Origin of the sequence: Dysgonomonas sp. GY617, assembly GCF_015233815.1 — a bacterium.
Lineage (GTDB): Bacteria > Bacteroidota > Bacteroidia > Bacteroidales > Dysgonomonadaceae > Dysgonomonas_A.
Genome location: NZ_JADCLR010000023.1, coordinates 311,693 through 334,200, shown reverse-complemented (window position 1 = coordinate 334,200; position 22,508 = coordinate 311,693). Strand labels below are relative to the sequence as shown.

Annotated in this window: 13 protein-coding genes; 12 read left to right on the top strand and 1 reads right to left on the bottom strand. The window is 34.9% G+C overall.

Features of this window, described 5'->3' with window-relative positions; translation table 11 throughout:
• Positions 1 to 449 precede the first annotated feature (449 nt).
• Positions 450 to 1,709 (top strand): Gfo/Idh/MocA family protein, encoded by a 1,260-nt coding sequence (locus IR022_RS14220; protein WP_194204204.1) that lies wholly within the window; start codon positions 450 to 452, stop codon positions 1,707 to 1,709.
• Positions 1,710 to 1,792: 83 nt separating this feature from the next.
• Here the strand turns inward: IR022_RS14220 and IR022_RS14215 are convergent, their stop codons facing one another.
• A complete protein-coding gene (locus tag IR022_RS14215) occupies positions 1,793 to 2,500 on the bottom strand; it encodes a hypothetical protein (RefSeq protein ID WP_050711197.1) in 708 nt (235 codons plus the stop codon).
• Positions 2,501 to 4,878: 2,378 nt separating this feature from the next.
• Here IR022_RS14215 and IR022_RS14210 point away from each other — a divergent pair.
• From IR022_RS14210 to IR022_RS14160, 11 genes are all read left to right on the top strand, one after another.
• Positions 4,879 to 8,397: a SusC/RagA family TonB-linked outer membrane protein gene (locus tag IR022_RS14210; protein WP_242053260.1), complete on the top strand. Its 3,519-nt coding sequence runs from the start codon at positions 4,879 to 4,881 to the stop codon at positions 8,395 to 8,397.
• Between the two features lie 18 nt (positions 8,398 to 8,415).
• The gene (locus IR022_RS14205) at positions 8,416 to 10,293 is read left to right on the top strand and encodes a RagB/SusD family nutrient uptake outer membrane protein (RefSeq protein WP_194204203.1); all 1,878 of its coding nucleotides are present in this window, start codon (positions 8,416 to 8,418) and stop codon (positions 10,291 to 10,293) included.
• A 114-nt stretch (positions 10,294 to 10,407) separates the two neighbouring features.
• The gene (locus IR022_RS14200) at positions 10,408 to 11,892 is read left to right on the top strand and encodes a glycoside hydrolase family 10 protein (RefSeq protein ID WP_194204202.1); all 1,485 of its coding nucleotides are present in this window, start codon (positions 10,408 to 10,410) and stop codon (positions 11,890 to 11,892) included.
• Positions 11,893 to 11,930: 38 nt separating this feature from the next.
• A complete protein-coding gene (locus IR022_RS14195; protein WP_194204201.1) occupies positions 11,931 to 13,100 on the top strand; it encodes an exo-beta-N-acetylmuramidase NamZ domain-containing protein in 1,170 nt (389 codons plus the stop codon).
• 118 nt (positions 13,101 to 13,218) lie between these two features.
• Positions 13,219 to 14,679, top strand: a complete 1,461-nt coding sequence (locus tag IR022_RS14190) for a sodium:solute symporter (RefSeq protein WP_194204200.1) — start codon at positions 13,219 to 13,221, stop codon at positions 14,677 to 14,679.
• Positions 14,680 to 14,750: 71 nt separating this feature from the next.
• On the top strand, positions 14,751 to 16,211 hold the full coding sequence (locus IR022_RS14185; protein WP_194204199.1) for a glycosyltransferase family 2 protein: 1,461 nt from the start codon (positions 14,751 to 14,753) through the stop codon (positions 16,209 to 16,211).
• 86 nt (positions 16,212 to 16,297) lie between these two features.
• Positions 16,298 to 17,248 (top strand): DUF4922 domain-containing protein, encoded by a 951-nt coding sequence (locus IR022_RS14180; protein ID WP_194204198.1) that lies wholly within the window; start codon positions 16,298 to 16,300, stop codon positions 17,246 to 17,248.
• Positions 17,249 to 17,274: 26 nt separating this feature from the next.
• Positions 17,275 to 19,149 (top strand): MFS transporter, encoded by a 1,875-nt coding sequence (locus IR022_RS20385; RefSeq protein ID WP_194204197.1) that lies wholly within the window; start codon positions 17,275 to 17,277, stop codon positions 19,147 to 19,149.
• Positions 19,150 to 19,166: 17 nt separating this feature from the next.
• The gene (locus IR022_RS14170; RefSeq protein WP_194204196.1) at positions 19,167 to 20,402 is read left to right on the top strand and encodes an exo-beta-N-acetylmuramidase NamZ domain-containing protein; all 1,236 of its coding nucleotides are present in this window, start codon (positions 19,167 to 19,169) and stop codon (positions 20,400 to 20,402) included.
• 63 nt (positions 20,403 to 20,465) lie between these two features.
• Positions 20,466 to 21,635, top strand: a complete 1,170-nt coding sequence (locus IR022_RS14165; RefSeq protein WP_050711087.1) for an acyltransferase family protein — start codon at positions 20,466 to 20,468, stop codon at positions 21,633 to 21,635.
• Positions 21,632 to 22,483, top strand: a complete 852-nt coding sequence (locus IR022_RS14160) for an ATPase (RefSeq protein ID WP_194204195.1) — start codon at positions 21,632 to 21,634, stop codon at positions 22,481 to 22,483. Before IR022_RS14165 ends, IR022_RS14160 begins: the two co-directional genes overlap by 4 nt.
• Positions 22,484 to 22,508 lie beyond the last annotated feature (25 nt).

Sequence of the window (22,508 nt, the reverse complement as noted above, 5' to 3'; positions counted from 1 at the left end):
TTAAAAGACTCTGATTAGTGCAAACTAGTCAGAGTCTTTTTTTTGTTTTTATACATATCAAATACAAAAGAAAGGTTCCCGTTAAATATAACAGTACATACATGCACATACTAGACGAGAGCTAGCTTCTTTAGATTTCTCCCAAGTTTAAGGATGAGAACAATAACCAAACACAATACAATACAGCTACTATATACACTAGATTACCTCATGAACTCCCTACCTGTAAAGAATAAGAAAAAACATATAGACTCGAAAGGAAATATAAACAGTCACTCGAATTTAGAAAGGCTCTGATATTTTTGTTGAAAGAAAGAATCTTTTCTGTGTAGAAAAAATGGCTAAATAGAGATCGCCAGTGAAATGGATCTCTAATAATACAATTTGGTAGATATTTAGACTTTGAGTAAATTTGTAATGATACTTTAAATTTAAAAAGCTATAGATTAATGACATTATCCCGTCAAGAAGATGTTTTATTATTAACATCTAAGCCTCTAAATATTGTTCGAGTTGGTTTTGTTGGGCTAGGTGTGCGTGCATTTAGAGCAATTAATCGTTTTCTTCACCTTGAAGGAGCTGAGATTAAAGCAATATGTGATATAGAATCTGATGCAATTGATAATATACAAGATCTGCTATTAAGGAATAATAGATCTAGGGCTGTTTCGTATTCAGGGCTGAATGGCTGGAAAGCGCTCTGCGAAGATCATAATCTTGATTTGGTTTATATTTGTACTGATTGGGTTTCTCATACTCCAATTTCTGTATATGCTATGGAAGCAGGTAAGCATGTCGCAGTTGAAGTTCCTGCAGCTATGACTATTGATGAATGCTGGCAGTTAGTTGATACAGCAGAGAGCACGAGAAAGCATTGTATGATGCTTGAGAATTGTTGTTATGATTCTTTTGAACTCTCTACTTTGAATATGGCTCAGAAAGGTTTGTTTGGAGAAATAATTCATGGAGAGGGAGCATATATTCATGATCTTCGTCCTATATTGTTTAGTGATAATATTCCAAATGGTAAAGAGCATTGGCAAAATCAATTTAATAAGGTACATACAGGTAATCCTTATCCAACTCATGGTTTAGGACCTATTTGCCAGGCTATGAATATACATCGTGGAGATAAAATGGATTATTTGGTATCGATGTCATCAATTGAAAGAGGTATGACTGCTTTTTCGAAAGAACGATATACGGAGTCATCCTTTGATCCCAACTTAAATTATACTTTAGGAGATATGAATACAACTTTGATCCGTACTCATAAAGGCTATACTATAATGCTTCAGCATAATATTGCGAATCCCAGACCATACAGTAGAATACATTTATTAAATGGAACTGAAGGTTTTTGTCAAAAATATCCATCTGAGCATATATTAATTAATTCAGTGCTGGAAAGAGAAATCCCAACGGAAATTTTATTATCTCAATTTGAACACCCTTTTATAACTAAGCTGTGGAAAAAAGGATGTAAAGTTTCAGGAATTAGAGCAAAAGATTTTTTGATGGATTATAGACTTATTTATTGTTTGAGAAATGGTCTTCCTCTAGATCAAGATGTCTATGATGCAGCAGAGTGGTCTTGTATTGTAGAACTTAGTGAAAAATCAGTTTTAAATAAAAGTATGCCTATCGAAATCCCAGATTTTACTCGTGGAGCTTGGGGAAAATTACAAGGCTTAAGATTTTTCGAATAGTTTTTATTATTACTTTGTTATGTAGGTAGCTAAAATAATAAGAGTCACGAATTATTCGTGACTCTTATTATTTACTTCAAATTTTATTTTATAAAGCCGAGGCCAACGTCAAGTTTTACATCTTTATTTTCTGATAATTCTTGTAGCCATTCTGGAATAAAGTCAAAACCTTCTGGTAATAGTCCCATTTCTCCTACTACAGTTGCCACTTTAGCTAAATAATCTTTTTTAAGATAGAATTTAGCATAATTGTTTTCAATCTCAAGATTTAGAGGAATAGAGTAATATTTATCCGATTCGACCAATATACTTAAGAGTTTACTAGCATCTATATTAGAGCCTAGCAGTGGTAGTAACTCAGCTACAACCTCTTTTTCGACTCCTATATATACAACTTTACCATCAACACTGGTGTAGTAATGTAGATCTACAAATTTGGAAAGATTGGTTTCTTGCGAAGCCCCTGTTTCTTTGAATGATATATTGACCTTACCATCTTCTTGGAACTGTGCTTTAACGTAGTCTATTTTTTTAGCTAATCCTTCACCATTGACTCCGTATTGAGCTAGGGCACCTTCTATGATAGCTCCTAAAACAGCACCATCTTCACCAAACTCAAAGTCGGTTATCATATCTGCTACTTTAACTCCAGCTTCATTTGTTGTAGTTTTTAGATTCCAAGTTCCAATAATCGGAGCTTTTTCATTGTCATCGTTATCACTACATGATGTAAAACCAGAAAATAAGCAACTAACAACTGTTAGTGCAATAAGTAAATTTTTAAATTTCATGTTAATTATATTTTATTGAGTTCGACTATATGCTCGAAAGAAACGATATATTACAGTTACTTATTCCTTAATCTGTTTATACAAATAATATTGGCATTAAAACCAGCAGAAGTAAATTCATTACATCACTTCTGGTTATTTATTTTTCTTGATAATACTTCTGTTTATTACAAATATACCCAAGAAATAAATCTAGTTCATTTTTGAGAACTGTGGAAATATTAGAGATCGTTTGTTTCAAAATTTAAGTAAAGCTAATAAAAAGAAAGATTAATAGTCTAATGTAGGGTTGTTAATGTTACTTTTAGGCTTCTAATTTAACCTAATTTTGTAATTGACTTATTTAATATATTTCTACTAGTGTTTAAAGCTTTTTTGATTTCTTAATATGGTTTTCATTATTGTGCTGGACTTACAAGTACCATACTTAATGTTTGTTATAGTTTTATTTACTAAGAAAGTATTCAAGAATAAGTCGCATATGGTATTATTATATTTTTTGTAAATATTGACAACTTTAAAATATTGAATCTCTTTGAAAAGAAAGTTGTGTTTCTTTTGTCTAAAATAGGATGTTACTTTTTTTTAGCTGAAAAATAAATAGTAGTACTTGGTCTATTTGAGGAGATGGTTATTTAAAATAGCTTTATCCATTTTTTTATAAAGTGGTAATTTTACTTAATGAAAAAACTAAATAGAGATATTTATTAATTAAGCAGGTGAGAGTCTAGAATTTATGTGTAAATTATGACAAATAGCATATTGTTCTTGTATGCAATCGTTTGTTTTTTTATTAGAGAGTTTGAATTATGTTTGGCGAAAAATTTGTTTGCGTAGTTTAAAACCTTCTTTTTTCAAACATATGAATTCTTATATTTTTAAGAGTGTCATAAAGAATTGCCAGCTTTTAGATATAAAGCGTCTAAATTATATTGATAAGATTGGGAGTTGATTATTCATGGTCTTAATTGTCTAATAATATGTATGAAAAAATACATATCTATTGGATTGCAGTCTCAAAATAGGTTTAGAATATATATTCTGAAAATTAGTACTTTGCAGGGAAAAGTACTCAATACTATTAAATATAAGTTACGCTATTGGTGTTAAAGCGATTGATTTTGTGATGAAATCAGCATATCTGAGTAAGGAGGATAGTTATAGAAGGATAAGAGGATAAGTAAACTTTTCTTTTGAACAGATAATTTCTTTAGCTAAAAATTTAAAATTGTCTTCGGCTAGTATTACCAATACAAAGGTTTAGAATAAAGCAGTTTTTGATGTGAGATTTCTTGATGGTGGAAATTAGGAAGAAGCATCTTCTCGAATTGTTGACTAAAAGACGAATGGTGTATATTCTAAAAAGTGATTTATTTCAGAGAACTGTTATGGATACTAATTATTTTAGAAAATTGAATCTGTTAAGTTCTGAGGAGCTGAATGTGTTGATGAAAGAATTATTGAGAATTGTTGATGAATAGGAATATATGGCAATGAATTCTAGACGAAATAGGAAAAGAATTTTTAATATACTTATCTCATGTCTTTTGGAGACAGTATATTGAGCATGACGACATGAGTATGTCAGCACTTAAAGTATATTCTGTAAATACTCTATTTGCTAGTAATCCTAAAATATATGAGATAGAAAAACGTGGTAACAATGTATGAAGAAATATAGCACTTTAATAATTCAGTCGAGAGAAACCTGTTGAACAAGCTTTGGCTCTAAGGAAAAAGAGCGAATTAATGCACTCGGAGATTATTCCTAATAGCTGTGTATTTATCCTGTGTAATAGGATTTAATCTGTGTTCTTCTTCTAAGTATAAGATTAGATAAAACTATAAACCAATTGATTGATAAATTTTTCTATAATTATAATGTGAGCTATTTGTTTAGTTTATTTGTATATTATGTATTCTACAATATTATTTATATACTAAAATAAGTATATAAATAATAATAATAGTTAATCATCCGATTGTTTACTTCTTTTTTTTATTTTAGTTACAAATATTATTATACATTTGAAAAAGAACTTGTATGCTATATTAAATGATAATATACGATAATCTGAAATTATTAACTATTTCTTATTTTGCTATTAATTCTATCTATTGAATCAGTATGACTCTTATTTCTGATATTTAGTGATATTATGAAAGTATTTTGGTTTTGTTCCTCTTTTTTTGATTTTGTAGAGAAGAGAGATTGACCGATACTTTGATAGTATGTCTAAATACATTAAGCTCTTATTTATTTATGTTAAAAAAAACTTTTATTTGACTCTGAATATTAAATGTGAACCTTAAATATAAACCTTCTCTATGTTGCTATTGTGGAATTATAATTTTATTAAAATTAAATCAACTAGTGTATGAATGCATTAAGAAAAATGACAAATTCTTTGTCAAAGAAATGGCTGCTCTTGCTGTCTGTTTGCTTTTTTGCTTTAATATTGGGTACTCAGCCCGTATTGGCTAATCCTGAGGGATCAAATACTTCTTTTGAGTTGCAACAAACAATTCAAAAAGTAGAAGGGGTGGTAAAAGACAATAAGGGAGAACCATTAGTGGGTGTGAGCGTGATTGTTAAAGGAACAACATCAGGAACTGTTACAGATATTGATGGGAGATATACCTTAAATATTAATACACCTAATCCTATTGTTGTATTTACTTATATTGGCTATAAACAACAATCGATTACGCCGACCAAAACAGTTTTGAATATTGTTATGGAAGAAGATTCTAAAATGATGTCTGAAGTTGTTGTGGTAGGCTATGGTCTTCAAAAGAAGGAAAACTTAACAGGTGCTGTATCTTCTGTAAGAGTTGATGAGACATTAGGTAGTCGTCCTATTGCTGATGTGGGACGAGGATTGCAAGGTGCAGTTCCTGGACTTACTGTTACAATACCCAGTGGTGAGGTGGGATCCGATCCTACTATGAAGATTCGTGGACAAGTAGCATCACTGGTTCCCGGTTCATCATCTGCACCATTACTTCTTGTAGATAATGTGGAAGTTCCAAGTATACAAATGATAAACCCTGATGATATAGAATCTATATCTGTATTGAAAGATGCAGCATCAACTTCAATTTATGGTTCAAAAGCTGCATTTGGTGTTATATTAATCACTACGAAAAGAGGTGCAAAAACCGAATCGTTAACCGTTAGTTATTCGAATAACTTTGCATGGCAAAATGTTGCAAAGAAAATGGAAATGGCTGGTATTGATGGTATAGAGTATAGTTTATTAGCTATGGAGAGAGTGGGCGCATCTACTACTTCTGGTGTATTCTGGAAGATAGACAGAACTAGCTTTGAAAGATCAAAAGAATGGTTATCTCAATATGGAGGTTCAGTCAAAGCTACTGATCCACTAATTTATGGAAGAGACTGGTACAGACAAGGCTCTTCTAATATGGGAGTTCGCTTGTATGATCCTTATGAAACAATGGTGAGAGAGTGGTCTCCTGCTCAGACACATAATCTTTCGGTAAATGGTAGAAGTGGTAAAACCGGATATAATATAGGATTGGGATATTTACTTCAAAATGGTATGACAAAACCAGCTGAGCACGATGACTTTAAACGTTATAATGCTTCTGTAAATGTAACTACCGATATCAATAAGTATTTCAGTGTTAGAGCTGGTACAATTTATTCAGATCGTACAAAACGTTATCCAGGTTCGGCTTCTTCGACTTCCGATCCATGGTATTACATGTATCGTTGGGGTCCTATTTCTCCTGTTGGAGTTCAAGAGGATGGAGTGGATTTGAGAGAGCCAGTTGCTGAAATTCGTAATACGAAAACTGCAAGTATTAGAAATATATACCACAATATAAATTTAGGAGCAACGGTTAATTTTACTAAGAACTGGGATTTCAAGTTCGATTATACGTATGCTAATCAACAGGATATAACAAGTAGAGCTTTAGTTGATTTTACAGCAAGAGATTCTTGGGCTAGTATTGCTGCTCCGGTATTAAGAACAGATGGTCAAGGTAATCAAGTATATGTAAATACAGCAGGACAACAAGTGGCTAGTGATGCACCTGGAGCGATGCCTGCATACCAATTATCTTTGATTACATATAATCCTCCCGGAGGAGCAGGAAATACTCAAAATCACATCTATCGCAGATCAAGAAATACTGATGAAGGAATTATAAATGCCTATTCTACCTACAATTTAAAATTGGGAAGAGAAACCGAACATGTATTTAAATTTATGTTAGGTCTGAATAGGGTAACTAAAAAATATGCAGAGAACTGGACTCAAAAAACAGGATTACTTGATTTTTCTAATCCTCAATTCCCTTTAGCTACTGGTAATGTTACAGGTAGTGGCGAAGAGTATTGGGAAAGTCAGTTAGGATATTTTGGACGTATCAATTATGCGTATATGGATAAGTATCTATTAGAAGCTAATTTACGTTACGATGGATCTTCTAAATTTCCAACAGATTTGAGATGGAGATGGTTTCCTTCTTTCTCTGCCGGCTGGATATTAAGCAATGAGAAATTTATAGAATCGTTAAATTTAAATCCTGTTTTGAGTTTTACAAAATTCAGAGCATCATGGGGATCGGTAGGAGATCAGTCTGTACCTAACAACTTGTATGTACCTATCTTAACGAATTATACAACTACTTGGTTGAATGGTGATACACAGTTCGAATCGTTCCGTAATCCTTTAGCTGTTCAGTCAAATATTACATGGCAAAATATCGAGAATCTAAATCTTGGTCTTGATCTTAGATTTCTTAAAGATAAAATAGGTGTGTCTGTAGATTGGTTTCAACGTAAAACCAATAATATGATTATTCCGGGAGATGCTTTACCATATACATTTGGTACACCTGCGCCTCAAGGTAATTATGGTAACTTAAGAACAAGAGGTTGGGAAGTAGCAGTTGATTTTAATCACAGATTTTCAAATGGTCTATCAATAAATGGATTGGCTACCTTCTCTGATGCATCTACTTATATAACTCAAAATGCAGATCATTTACTTCCAATGGAAGACAGATCAATAGATGGACAATTTACAGGTAGACGCTATGGCGATATATATGGTTATAAAACGGATAGATTGTATCAGTGGGCTGATTTTGAAACGGATGGAAATGGTAATTTGTTAACAACTACTGTAAAAGTTGACGGAGTGGAAAGAACAGTTTATAAACTTAAAGGTGACAATCCTGTGTATCAGGCAAAGCTTGAAGGTGGTAACTTTAAATTTGGTCCTGGTGATGTCAAGTATGTTGATTTGAATGGAGACGGTGCAATAAACGATGGCTCAAGAACTGTTGGTGATATGGGTGACTTAACAGTCATCGGTAACTCAACTCCACGTTACGAATATGGATTCCGTTTGGGAGCAGATTTTAAAGGATTCGATATGTCGGTATTCTTCCAAGGAGTTGGAAAACGTGATGTTTGGGGTAATGGACCTTTGGCAATAGCAGGTTTTAACTCCAATGACGGAGCCATGGCTCAGGCTATAGCAGGCGATTTCTGGACAGAAGACCGTACTGATGCATTTTATCCTCGTGCTTTCAATTTAGCGGGAAGTTCAAGCATATATAATATGCAACAACAATCGCGCTATTTGTTAAATATGGCTTATTTGAGAATGAAGAATCTAACGTTTGGGTATTCAATACCTACACCTACACTTAAAAAGTTGTACTTGACAAAAGCACGTTTTTATGTTTCATTTGAAAATTTAGTGACTTTTGATAAACTAAGAGGCTTGCCTATCGATCCGGAAGCGGTTGCAGGATACTCAATGTTCAATGAGACTAACTATAACGGAGGTCGTACGGGAGCAGGTATTCCAACATTCAAAACAGCTTCATTTGGGATTCAACTAAGTTTCTAACTCTAAACTATAAATACAATGAAAACTAAGATAATATTATTTACCTCAATCGTCTTTATACTTTTTTCGAGTTGCGAAGACGTACTTGATCGACCTCAATTGTCGTCGGCAAATGATGATACTTATTGGGTTAATGAAAATAATGTTCGTCTCTTTATGAACGAATATTATCCCTACCTCTTTGTAGGATATAATGTTAACTGGGGAGTAAATTATACGCCAATCACGGGGTATACCTTTAGTGATGATGTGATGACTGCTGCTAAACAAAAGAATTTTGATGTTTCGATACCTGCTTCTGTTGGCTCTAGCGCACCGCCTACATCTACTACTTATACTGATTTTCCTGCTTGGTTGGCTAATTATACTGGTCCGACATGGAATTTCTATTGGGTGCGTAAATCGAACTTGATGATTGATCGTGTTGAAAGCAGAATGTCTACGATTCTTAATGAGGAACAAAAAGCACATTGGATAGGTGTTGCCAAGTTTTTCAGATCAATGTATTATTCAACATTAGTACAAACATTTGGCGATGTACCCTATTATGACCGTCTTATATTAGACAATGAATTGGATGAGTTATACAAAGACAGAACTCCAAGGGATGTGGTAATGGATGCAGTTTATGATGATTTTAAATATGCTTTGGAGAATGTTCGAGTAAATGATGGTGAGCAATCAGTAAACCGATATATTGTAGCTGGTTATGCAAGTCGATTGATGTTGATAGAAGGTACTTGGCAAAAATATCATTACAACAATACTGCCAGAGCTCAGAAATTTTTACAATTTGCTAAAGAAGCATCTGAATTTTTGATGAATAGCGGCAAGTATGATATTGTAACAGATTTCCGCAGCTTGTTTGGTTCAGAAGATTTGAAAGGCAATAAAGATTGTATATTGTTCCGTCATTATAGCAGTGCTAAATTGGTAACACATTCGGTTGCATCAAATTCTAATTTGAATGAGTCTATGGCAATAGGAGCAAACCTTGCATTGTTAAAAGCATTTACATGTAGTGATGGTAAGACTTGGCAAAATTCAACATTAAGCAATGCCAATAAATTTGATCTAGCCAATCTGGTTAAAACCCGTGACCCTCGCTTCGAAGCTACATTCTTTTATAAGCCAAGAATGCAAGCGGTGAGTTCTGCTATTTATGCTACTAAGTTTATTAGTAGAGAAGGTACAAGCTACGAAGGCGTTAATCTTCCCGCTAAGTTTACTTCAACTAATAATACCAATGATTATCCAGTTATCCGTTATTCGGAAATACTTCTGAATTGGATTGAAGCTAAAGCCGAACTAGCCACTTTAGGTGGTGCAGCCGTTACACAATCGGATATTAATCTATCAATAAATAAAATACGAAACAGACCTTTGGATGCAGAAGCTATTGCTAGAGGTGTAAGTAAAACTAAAGCAATGGAGTTGACTGCTATTACTGACTCTTATGATCCTGCTCGTGATTCAGATGTACCTCCTTTGATTTGGGAGATACGCCGCGAACGCCGTATGGAATTCTTCTTGGAGCATTCGCGTATTGCAGACCTTAGACGTTGGAAAAAAATAGGATATATGAATGGAACTACACATCCTGATATTCTGAAAAGTATATGGATAGATATTCCTGCTGAATTACCTGGTTTGTTGACTGCAAGTAATAAAGGTAAAGTGTCTGTTATAAAAGAAAATGGAACACGCGTTATTTATGATGGAACTAATAACAGCGATATGGTAGGATATTTTAGTCCTGCGGGAGTTGTAGATAGAGATCCGTTCGAAAATATAGCAGGTGTGAATGTTTACTTGGCTCCGGTTGGACTAAATCAAATAACCGATTATGAGACAAGAGGATATACTCTTAAACAAACAAGAGGATGGGGTGAATAATCCTAAACACAAATAGAAGAAGCTCTTCTTTGTAATATTTATGAAGAAGAGCTCTTACTAAAAGATTACTTTATAAGATAGGTCTTAGACCTTCAACTTAAAAGCCTATTATCAATGAAAAAGACCATAAGCTTATTACTAATACTATGTAGTTTTGTAACCTATTTATCTGCTCAGACTAATAAAAGAGCTTTGCGTGGATTGTGGGTAGCTACCGTAGATAATATTGACTGGCCTACAAAACGAGGGCTTCCTATTGAAACGCAACAAGAAGAGATGGTTACGTTATTGGATAAGATGCAATCGTGCAATATGAATACGGTCATTTTTCAAATACGACCAACTGCTGATGCCTTTTATAAATCGAAGTTTGAGCCATCGAGCTATTGGTTAACTGGAGAGCAAGGGAAAGATATGGGATATGATCCTCTACAATTTGTAGTTAATGAATGCCACAAAAGAGGGATGTATCTACATGTTTGGTTGAATCCATATCGTGTAAATTACGATACTGCGGTTAATAATAGTTATGCAAAAGATCATATTTTGAATAAACATCCCGAGTGGATTATTAACTATGGTAAAGCCAAGTATTTTAATCCTGGATTGGATGAAGTACGTCAATTTACCTGCAAAGTAGTAAAAGATATAGTTGGTAATTATGATATTGACGCTATTCATATGGATGACTACTTCTATCCTTATAAAATAGCAGGTGAAGAGTTTCCCGATTCATTAACCTTTGTACAACATCCTCGTGGATTTACGGATAAAGGTGATTGGAGAAGAAATAATGTAAACCTTATTATCAAGGAAGTGAATGAGGCTATCAAAGAAGAAAAACCTTGGGTAGAATTTGGTATCTCTCCATTTGCTATCTGGCGAAATAAGACAGAAGATCCGAGAGGTTCAGAGACTAAGGCTATGAGTAACTATGACGGTTTGTATGCTGATATACTGCTCTGGCAAGAAAAAGGATGGATAGATTATGTGCTGCCTCAATTATATTTTAATATAGGATATCCTATTGCCGATTATGCAATATTAGCCGATTGGTGGTCTAAATATAACTATGGTGCTAATGTATATGCGGGTTTAGCTCCTTATCGAGTGTCTAAAACCGCAAAACAAAAAGAATGGCACAATCCTAAACAACTGGTTAAGCAGATTCGTCGAAATATGAGTGATCCTAATTTACAGGGAGAAATATATTTCAGTGCAAAATCGTTCTTTAATCCCGAATATAATATTCCGAAGTTGATTAGAAATGAGTATAAGACATTGACAATTTCACCAGAGAATAATAGAATTGAAAGAATAGAACCTCAAAATCCTCAGAATGTATCTATGAAATTGGAGCAAGATAAGTATCTGCATTTAAGATGGGATAGGGGAGACAATGCAAAACGTTTTGTAATATACAAGTTCAAGAAAGGCGAGCCAGTTAATAAAAATAATGCTGAATATATTGTTGCTGTAACTGGTTTAACGGAAGTAAAATTACCTTATAAGGATAATAAGGATTTGAAAAAATATCGTTATGGTATAACCAGTTTGAGTCCTACTCATGCCGAAAGTGCAATTGTTTACTTTGAATAACATATATTAGATTACTTATCTGTCAAATTAATAGAACCATGAAAATAATCAAGATTGTTATCATCTTATTTTTTAGTAGTATTTTACAAGTATATTCGCAGTCTGCGGAGGTATTGGTAGGAGCCGAATCTACTAAAGAATACTTTCCCTTGTTGAAAGGAAAACGGATAGCCGTTATGTCTAATCACACTGGTATGGTTGGTAATGAACATTTGGTTGATCTTTTGGTAAAGAGTAAATTCAATGTGGTCGCCATATTTTCGCCCGAACATGGTTTCAGGGGCAATGCAGATGCAGGCGAGCATGTCTCAAGTTCGGTAGATGAAAAAACAGGTGTACCCATTCGCTCATTGTACGATGGAGATGCAGGTAAACCGAGTAAAGAATCTATGGATCTTTTTGATGTTATGATTATTGATATTCAGGATGTCGGCTTGCGTTTTTATACCTATTATATTACAATGGCTAAGTTGATGGACGCCTGTGCAGAATATAATAAGAAAATGATTGTTTTGGACAGACCTAATCCCAACGGGCATTATGTGGATGGACCGATATTAGATATGAAACACAAATCGGGGGTAGGTTGGCTTCCTATTCCGGTGGTACATGGAATGACATTGGCTGAATTGGCTCTCATGATAAATGGTGAAGGATGGTTACCCGAGTCGCGAATATGCGATGTAACGGTGATTAAGTGTAAGAATTATACACATCAAACTCTGTATCAATTGCCGATAGCTCCGTCTCCAAATCTTCCGAATATGAAGTCTATCTATTTATATCCTTCTACTTGTTTGTTTGAGGCTACACCTGTAAGTTTGGGGCGTGGTACTTCCTTTCCTTTCCAAGTGTACGGCCATCCCAATATGAAAGGCTATAGCTTTTCGTTTACACCGAGAAGTATTGAGGGGGCAAAAAATCCTCCACAGTTAAACAGACTGTGTTATGGTGTGGATTTGAGGAGTGTATCGGATGAAGAAATTTTTAAAAATGGTTTTGATTTATCATATGTTATAGATGCTTATAAAAATCTTAATTTAGATGATCATTTTTTTCGTCCATTCTTCGAAAAGTTGGTAGGTGTTGACTACATTCGAAAAATGATAATAGAGGGGAAATCAGCTCAGGAAATTAAAGAAATGTGGCAGGATGATGTTACTAAGTTTAAGAAACAACGAGCCCCCTATTTATTGTATGAAGAATAAAGGTTGTAGACCTTTGATGTAGTAGGGGAAGCTTTATATATTCAGCCAGAGAAAGCATTATATAGGTTTGTTCTTGCAACAAGAAACAGATCATTAAATATTTTTAGATCAAACAACTATGGATCCTATATTAGTATTACTAACTATTGCCTCTTATTTTGTTGTCCTTTTTGGTATATCCTATGTTACAGGACGTAGAGCCGATAATCAGGGCTTCTTTGTAGGCAATCGAAAATCGTCGTGGTATGTTGTTGCTTTTGCAATGATCGGATCGGCTATTTCGGGAGTCACCTTTGTGTCTGTACCGGGAATGGTGGCAACAAGTGGCTTTGCATATCTGCAAATGGTAATGGGGTTTGTAGTGGGGCAATTGATCATTGCATTTGTATTGATACCTCTTTTCTATAAGATGAATCTGACTTCTATTTACGAATATCTTGAAACTCGCTTTGGCATATCAACTTATAAAACGGGAGCATGGTTTTTCTTTATATCCAAAATGTTGGGTGCTGCCGTGCGTCTGTTTTTGGTTTGTCTGGTATTACAGTTTTTAGTATTCGAATCTTTTGGGCTATCCTTTTTTATAAATGTAATATTTACAGTGGGACTTGTATGGCTTTATACGTTTAGAGGTGGAGTGAAATCGTTGATATGGACAGATTCGCTGAAAACTTTCTGTCTTATATTTTCGGTTGGATTGTGTATTTACTATATCGCCTCTAATTTAGGACTCAACTTTTCGAGCACATTGTCTACGATCTACGATCACGATTACTCTAAAATATTCTTTTTTGATGATGTAAACGATAAGCGTTTCTTTTTCAAACAATTTCTTGCAGGAATATTTACGGTGATTGCCACAACGGGGCTCGATCAGGATATGATGCAAAAGACTTTGAGTTGTAAGAATTACAAGGATTCTCAAAAGAATATGGTTACCAGCGGAGTGTTACAGCTCTTCATTATTCTTCTGTTCCTTATGTTGGGAGTTCTGCTTTATACATTCGCAGCACAAAACAATGTGCCTTTACCTACCAAGAGTGATGAGTTGTTCCCCATGTTGGCAACTAAAGGATATTTCCCCATTATTGTAGGAGTATTGTTTGTGATAGGTCTTATATCGGCTGCTTATGCTGCAGCGGGGTCGGCACTCACCGCACTTACTACTTCATTTACGGTGGATATATTGGAAAGTCCGAAGACGAAAACCGAGGAAGAAGTAGCCAAAATCCGTAAAAAAGTACATGTGGGTATGGCTGCTGTAATGGGTATTGTAATCATTATAATTAATGTCTTAAATAATACTTCTGTTATAGATGCTGTTTATATTCTTGCCAGTTATACATACGGACCTATTTTAGGACTCTTTGTATTTGGTATTTTGACGAAGAAAGCGGTAAAGGACAAATTCATTCCACTTGTAGCAATCGTGGCACCAATACTTTGTTTTATTATCGATAAAAACTCGAAGGAGTGGTTCAATGGATATCAGTTTAGTTACGAACTTCTGATAATGAATGCTTTCTTTACGTTTATAGGACTCCTGTTATTAGTAAGAAAAAAAGAGAATATGATATAAGTAGAGGTGTATAATATATACTTCTACAACTAAGAAATAATAAATTTTGTATTACATAATTTCAAAAAAATATGAAAGTAAATATTAATTGCTTTATTCCATTTCAAAGTGCAAATCAAGTAAAAGAGACTGTTGAAACTTTGAAAGCATCACAGCTGGTAAATAAAATCTATTTACTGACCGATAACGATTGTAAAGATAAAGTAGAGGGTTGCGAGGTTATTTCGATCGACTCATTAAAATCGACAGATACAATCAAAAAAATAGCTGCAAAAGCAGATACAGCATATACATTGATCTATACTAAATCGGCAGATCTTAGATTAGGTTATTTTGCTTTGGATCGTATGATTCAATTGGCACAAGATTCTGATGCAGGACTTATTTATGCAGACCATTATCAAGTTGTAGGTGACGATAAAAAGAATTGTCCAGTGATAACTTACCAAAAAGGAAGTTTAAGAGATGATTTTAACTTCGGGTCTGTTCTTATTTACAAGTCGGATGATTTAAAGAATGCTGTTTCTCAAATGGACACAGCTTATAAATTTGCAGGATTGTATGACCTAAGATTAAAGGTTTCGCAAATAGCAGAATTGGTACACATCAACGAATATCTATATACCGAAATAGAAAACGATACGCGTAAAAGTGGCGAAAAGATTTTCGATTATGTAGATCCTAAAAACAGGGAAGTACAGATAGAAATGGAGAAAGCTTGTACCGATCATCTAAAGAAAATAGGCGCTTACCTTAAACCTCAATTCAAGAAGATTGAGTTTAATAAAGCTGATTTTGAATTCGAAGCATCAGTTATAATTCCCGTTCGTAATCGTATCCGTACTATTACAGATGCAGTGAAATCTGTATTGAGTCAGAAAACTAACTTCAAGTTTAACCTTATCATTGTAGATAATTATTCTACAGATGGAACAAGCGAAGCTATTGAAAAATTTGCTTCTGATGAGCGTTTGATTCATGTTATTCCCGAAAACAAAGAATTGGGTATTGGTGGTTGCTGGAATGCAGGAGTACACCATCCGAAGTGTGGAAAGTTTGCCGTGCAATTGGATAGCGACGATGTATATTCGGATGAAAATACGTTACAAAAGATTGTAGATGCTTTCTATGAGCAAAACTGTGCTATGGTTGTTGGTACATATATGTTGACCGATTTCGAGATGAAGATGATTCCTCCTGGTATTATCGATCATAAAGAGTGGACTCCCGATAATGGTCGTAATAATGCACTTCGCATCAACGGGCTTGGTGCTCCGCGTGCTTTTTATACTCCTTTGTTGAGAGATATTAAAGTCCCTAATACAAGCTATGGCGAAGATTATGCACTTGGTTTATATTTCTCTCGCGAATATCAGATCGGACGTATATATGATGTCCTGTATTTGTGTCGCCGTTGGGATGATAACTCGGATGCTTCATTGGATATTGTGAAAATGAATGCACACAATACTTATAAAGACAGAATACGTACATGGGAAGTACAGGCACGTATCAGTTTCAATAAAAAATAATAAGGTTACCGTAGGGCAGGCTTATGTGTCTGCCTTCTAAGGTGGTCGTATAAATAAGTTAGCCCCTACAATAAAATAATAATTGAATGAAAACACATGTAACATCCGATGATGCTAAAAGTCTACTTTTGGAACAATTACAAGAGTGGGAGCAAGCCCGATTAAACTATGAGGCTTTAGCAAATGTCGAATCAAAAGATTTCTCTTTTGATGGGTTTGTAATTAAAGTGCAATTTAATCCGGGACGAATTCAATCGTCAGCAGCAAAGGTAGATACAAAATCCATTCAGGAGAGAAAATGTTTCTTGTGTCCGGCAAACTTGCCATTGGTACAGAAGGGTATACCGTTTGAGAATACTTATCAGATATTAGTCAATCCATTTCCAATATTTCCACAACATTTTACAATACCTACTTATGAGCATGTAGATCAATTAGTTTTAAACAGGTATAAAGAGATGCTGGCTCTGGCGAAGGACTTGAATGAGTATACCTTTTTTTATAATGGACCCAAATGTGGAGCTTCTGCACCCGACCATGCTCATTTTCAGGCAGGGAGCAAAGGACTTATGCCTATCAAAGAAGATATTAAACAAATAGATAAAGAAATAGTATTAGAGACCGAAGGTTTAACCGTTTCTGCATTTAAAAAATATCTAAGGAATGGTTTCTTAATTGAAGCCGAAGATAAAGATAGAGCTGTTGAATTCTTCAATAAACTATATTCTTTACTGGAAATAAAAGAAGGCGAAAAAGAGCCGATGATGAATATTATTTCTTGGTATGAAGATGGGAAATGGTTCAGTTGTATTTTTCCTCGTGCGAAACACCGTCCGGCTTGCTTCTTTGCTGAAGGTGACGATAATATCTTAATCAGCCCTGCATCGGTCGATTTGGGAGGTGTACTAATCACTCCGCTCGAAAAAGATTTTAATAAGATTACTTCTAAAGATATAGAAACGATATTAAAAGAGGTATGCATAAGTGATGCCAATATGCTGATCTTAATAAAAAAAATAAAGGACTTACCAAAGTAAGGTCTGAAACCTTAAGAGATAAAACTATGCAAGAAAAGAAACAAAAATCGCCTTGGGCGTGGATTCCTACTCTTTATTTCGCCGAAGGTCTTCCCTATGTTGCCGTAATGACTATTGCCGTCATTATGTACAAACGTATGGGAATATCTAATACCGATATTGCATTATATACTAGTTGGTTGTATTTGCCATGGGTTATAAAACCCTTTTGGAGTCCGTTTGTCGATTTGCTGAAAACTAAACGTTGGTGGATTGTTATCATGCAGTTACTTATAGGAGCGGGCTTTGCGGGAATTGCTTTTACTATTCCTTTGCCATTCTTCTTTCAGGCTACATTAGCATTTTTCTGGCTCTTGGCATTCAGTTCGGCAACACACGATATTGCGGCAGATGGCTTTTATATGCTGGCACTAGATACCAATCAGCAGGCAATGTACGTGGGTATCAGAAGTACTTTTTACCGTGTGGCAACCATTATGGGACAAGGTATTCTTATTATATTGGCTGGTTTTCTGGAAAGTACATCGGGTAGTGAACCTATTAAAATAGATATTGATGTATCTCCACAATATACACAGTCAACAATGTATATTCCTCAGAATACCATTTCTCAGGAGCAAGAAGGTAAGATCACTTTTATTGTAGATAAAGAGACTGTGAAAATGGGTACGCAGGGTGTTGACAAAGATAGCCTTAGTGTATTTATGAAGTCAATTACAGCATCTAATGAAAACAATGGATTTGTAATTAAAGAAACAGAAGCGCATAAAGCTGAGGTTGAAAAGAATAAAGCTAGTTGGTGGACATTATATGTATCTCAGCCGTTAGGTAATTGGATTCGAGATTCGTTTGGTGAAAAAAGAGAGGTTGATGAATCTACTTCTAATCAGGCAGGTAATGTGGCGGTGGTAGCAGTACGACTTTCGAAGCAACCCGATTTGGGCAAAGAAATGGTACTGAATACAACAATGAATAAAGGGGACAGAAGTATTTCTCTTATATCGGGAGATAGACTTTCCTTTAACGAAAAAAACTGGAATAAACCGGCGTATGTAGTTTTTCAGGTCGATCCAAAGCTGTCTGAAACCAGTAGAGCAGAGTATAAAGGTTTGTCAGGGAATATTCCATTTGCGTGGTCTATCACATTCTTCGTATTAGCAGGCTTATTTGTATTTTTCAGCTTTTATCATCGGGTATTTTTACCCCGACCAGCTTCCGATGTAGCACATACACATGTTACGGCAAGTTCCATATTCAAGGAGTTCTCTAAAACTTTCGTGTCTTTCTTTAAGAAACCACAAGCATTGGCTGCAATTTTCTTTATGTTGACCTATCGCTTTTCAGAAGCTCAATTACTTAAGTTAATAAATCCGTTTTTGCTTGATTCTCGAGAAATTGGAGGTTTAGGGCTTACTACGGGCGAAGTTGGCTTGGTATATGGTACTGTTGGTATTATCGGGCTTACAATTGGTGGTATTATCGGAGGTTTTGCTGCGGCACGTGGTGGACTAAAAAGATGGCTTTGGCCTATGACCTTAAGCATGCTGCTTACAATACTTACATTTGTTTACTTAAGTTTTGCACAAACCGAAAGTTTAATACTAATTAATATCTGTGTATTTATTGAACAGTTTGGTTACGGTTTTGGTTTCACTGCTTATATGCTATATCTGATGTACTATGCTGATGGAGAGCAAAAAACTGCTCACTATGCAATTTGTACAGGATTTATGGCATTGGGTATGATGATTCCAGGAATGTTTGCCGGTTGGTTACAAGAATTACTAGGGTATAACCATTTCTTTGTATGGGTTATGATTTGTAGTATCATCCCGATCATAGCGGTATCATTGTTGAAAATAGATCCTAACTACGGTAAAGCAAAAGAAGAAAAAAAATAACAATCATAATATAGAATATGAAAAGAGGATTAGCAATATTACTTGTTCTCTGGGCTGTGATTGCAAATACTTATGCTCAGAAAATAACGATAAAAACAGGAATAGAGGTTCTGAAAGAACAAAAATTCAAAGTGCTAGAAGGAAAACGTGTCGGCTTAATTACTAATCCGACGGGTGTTGACAATCATATGAAATCGACCATCGATATTTTGCACGAAGCACCTAATGTAAAGTTAGTAGCCTTGTTTGCACCCGAACATGGTGTACGTGGCGATGCTCATGCAGGAGATCATGTGGATAATGTAACTGACCCAAAGACAGGTTTACCTGTTTATTCATTGCACGGAAAAACAAGAGTGCCTACACCCGAAATGCTTGAAGGTATTGACGTTTTAGTGTACGATATTCAAGATATAGGATGCCGTTCGTTTACTTATATCAGTACAATGGGGCTGGCTATGCAGGGCGCTGCGGAGCAAGGAATAGAATTTGTTGTTCTCGACAGACCTAACCCTTTGGGTGGATTAAAAGTTGAAGGTGGATTGGTAGACGATGAGTTCATTTCATTTGTCAGTCAGTTTAAGATACCGTATGTCTATGGACTTACTTGTGGCGAATTGGCTTTGTTACTGAATGGAGAGAATATGTTGAAAAAACAATGCAAGCTACAAGTGGTAAAGATGAAATCGTGGAAAAGAAAAATGAGATATGAAGAAACCGGCTTACAGTGGATTCCTTCTTCACCTCATATTCCACAACCTATTTCCGCTGTTTTCTATCCCGTATCGGGTATCTTGGGCGAATTGGGTTATATGTCTATCGGTGTTGGATATACTATTCCGTTTCAGATGTTTGCTGCTGAGTGGATTAAAGCTGAAGATTTGGCTGCCAACCTCAATAATCTGCACCTACCCGGTCTTTATTTCAGACCTATGTACTTGAAACCTTTTTATTCGTTTGGACAAGGTAAGCAACTAGAAGGTGTACAGGTTCATATAATGAATTATGAAAAAGCTCGGTTATCGGAAATACAATTTTATGTGATGCAGGAAATTGCAAATCTCTATCCCGATAAGGCTGTATTTGACAATGCTAATGATAAGCGTTTCAGAATGTTCGATCAGGTATCAGGTAGTGATTATGTTCGATTAAATTTTGCTAAGAATAACAAGTTTGCAGATATTTCTGATTTCTGGTATAAAGAAGTAGCTCCTTTTAAGCAATTATCGAAAAAGTACTATCTATATAAGTAAGAGGTTACAGACCTGTTGTGTTAATCTTTAAATGAATACTAATGTGCAGAAATAGAGTAAAGTATGACTGATCAATCTAGCCATAGACTTTTAGCATTGGATGTGATGAGGGGGATTACGATTGCCGGAATGATAATGGTAAATAATCCAGGCTCGTGGGGAAGTATTTATGCTCCTCTGGGACATGCCTCATGGAATGGACTTACACCTACCGATCTGGTTTTCCCGTTCTTTATGTTTATTATGGGAATATCAACCTATATATCGCTTCGCAAATTCAATTTTGAATTTAGCATGCCTACTTTATTCAAAATATTGAAAAGAACAGCAGTTATATTCCTTATTGGGTTAGGGCTTGGTTGGTTTTCTCTTTCGTTGAGGACATTTAATAAACTATCGGTTGAGGAATTAAGTTTTATAGATAGACTCATACAATCGGTAACTAATTTTGAGCATCTCCGTATCTTGGGTGTGATGCAACGTTTGGCACTCACTTATGGTATAACATCATTGATCGCTATTTTCGTAAAACATAAATATATCCCTCACATTATTGTGATTACATTGATTGGATATTTCTTGATTCTATTATTTGGCAATGGATTTGAGTTTAGCGAGAATAATATAGTATCGGTGGTCGATAGAGCTATTCTAGGAGTAAATCATATGTATGTAGACAGTGGGGTGGTGCTCGATCCAGAAGGATTATTGAGTACCATACCTTCAGTGGCTCATGTATTGATTGGTTTTTATTGCGGTAAAATACTCTTAAATAAGAAAGACAATAATGAAAAGATACAACAGCTTTTTATTATTGGTACTATACTAATGTTTGCAGGTTTTCTATTAAGCTACGGTTGTCCCATAAATAAAAAAATATGGTCTCCAACATATGTTATAACTACCTGTGGGCTGGCTTCTTTATTATTAGCTCTTCTTATCTGGATTATTGATATTAAAGGATATAAGAAGTGGAGTGTCTTTTTTCAGACATTTGGTGTTAATCCACTTTTTATTTTTGTAGCAGCAGGTGTGTTTGCTATTTTAATGGGCAATATTTCATTTGTATATGATGGAGCAGACATAACTATAAAAACGTTTATATATAAGATTTTCCTACAACCTTACTTAGGTGATTATTTAGGTTCATTAATTTTTGCATTACTCTTCCTTGTATTTAATTGGATGATAGGTAATGTGTTGTATAAAAAACAAATTTATATAAAGATATGATATTATTGGCAGATGGAGGGTCAACTAAAGTTGATTGGTGTTTAGTTGATAAGGGACAGCTGGTAAAACAGGTTTTTACTAAAGGCATAAATCCGTTCTTCAGATCGCGTGAAGATATCAGTGACGAGATAAGAACGGCATTATTACCCCAGCTTACTGGCTATACTATTGATAAGGTCTATTTCTATGGAGCAGGATGTGCATTTCCAGATAAAAATGAAATAGTGAGAGCGTCAATAGCTGATCATATCAAGGCTTCGAATATAGAAGTTGGTAGCGATCTATTAGCTGCAGCTAAAGGTTTATGTGGTAAAAATAAGGGTATTGCCTGTATTATTGGCACAGGGTCCAATTCGTGTTTCTATGATGGTCAAAAGATAGTCGAAAATGTATCTCCCTTAGGATATATACTTGGAGACGAGGGTAGTGGTGCTGTTTTAGGACGGTTGTTTTTGGGAGCATGCCTGAAAAACCAATTAACTCCAGGATTGAAGGAAAAGTTTCTGGAACAGTTTAAACTTACTCCGGCTCTCATCTTAGAAAAGGTATATAAAGAGCCTATGCCCAATCGTTTCTTAGCAAGCTTGTCACCTTTCTTGAAAGAGAATATCAATGACGAGACGGTATATGCACTGGTATATAATGCCTTCAAAGATTTTTTTGTGAAGAATGTGATGCAGTATGATTATAAGAATAATGTAGTACATCTTACAGGTTCGTTATCTTATTACTATCAAGATGTGATAAATAGAGTAGGGGCTGACCTAGGTCTAAAAATTGGAACTATTGTTCAGTTACCCATGGAAGGGCTTATCAAATATCATTCTGAACATTATGTTAGAGTATAATACGCACAGGCATATCATTGGTATA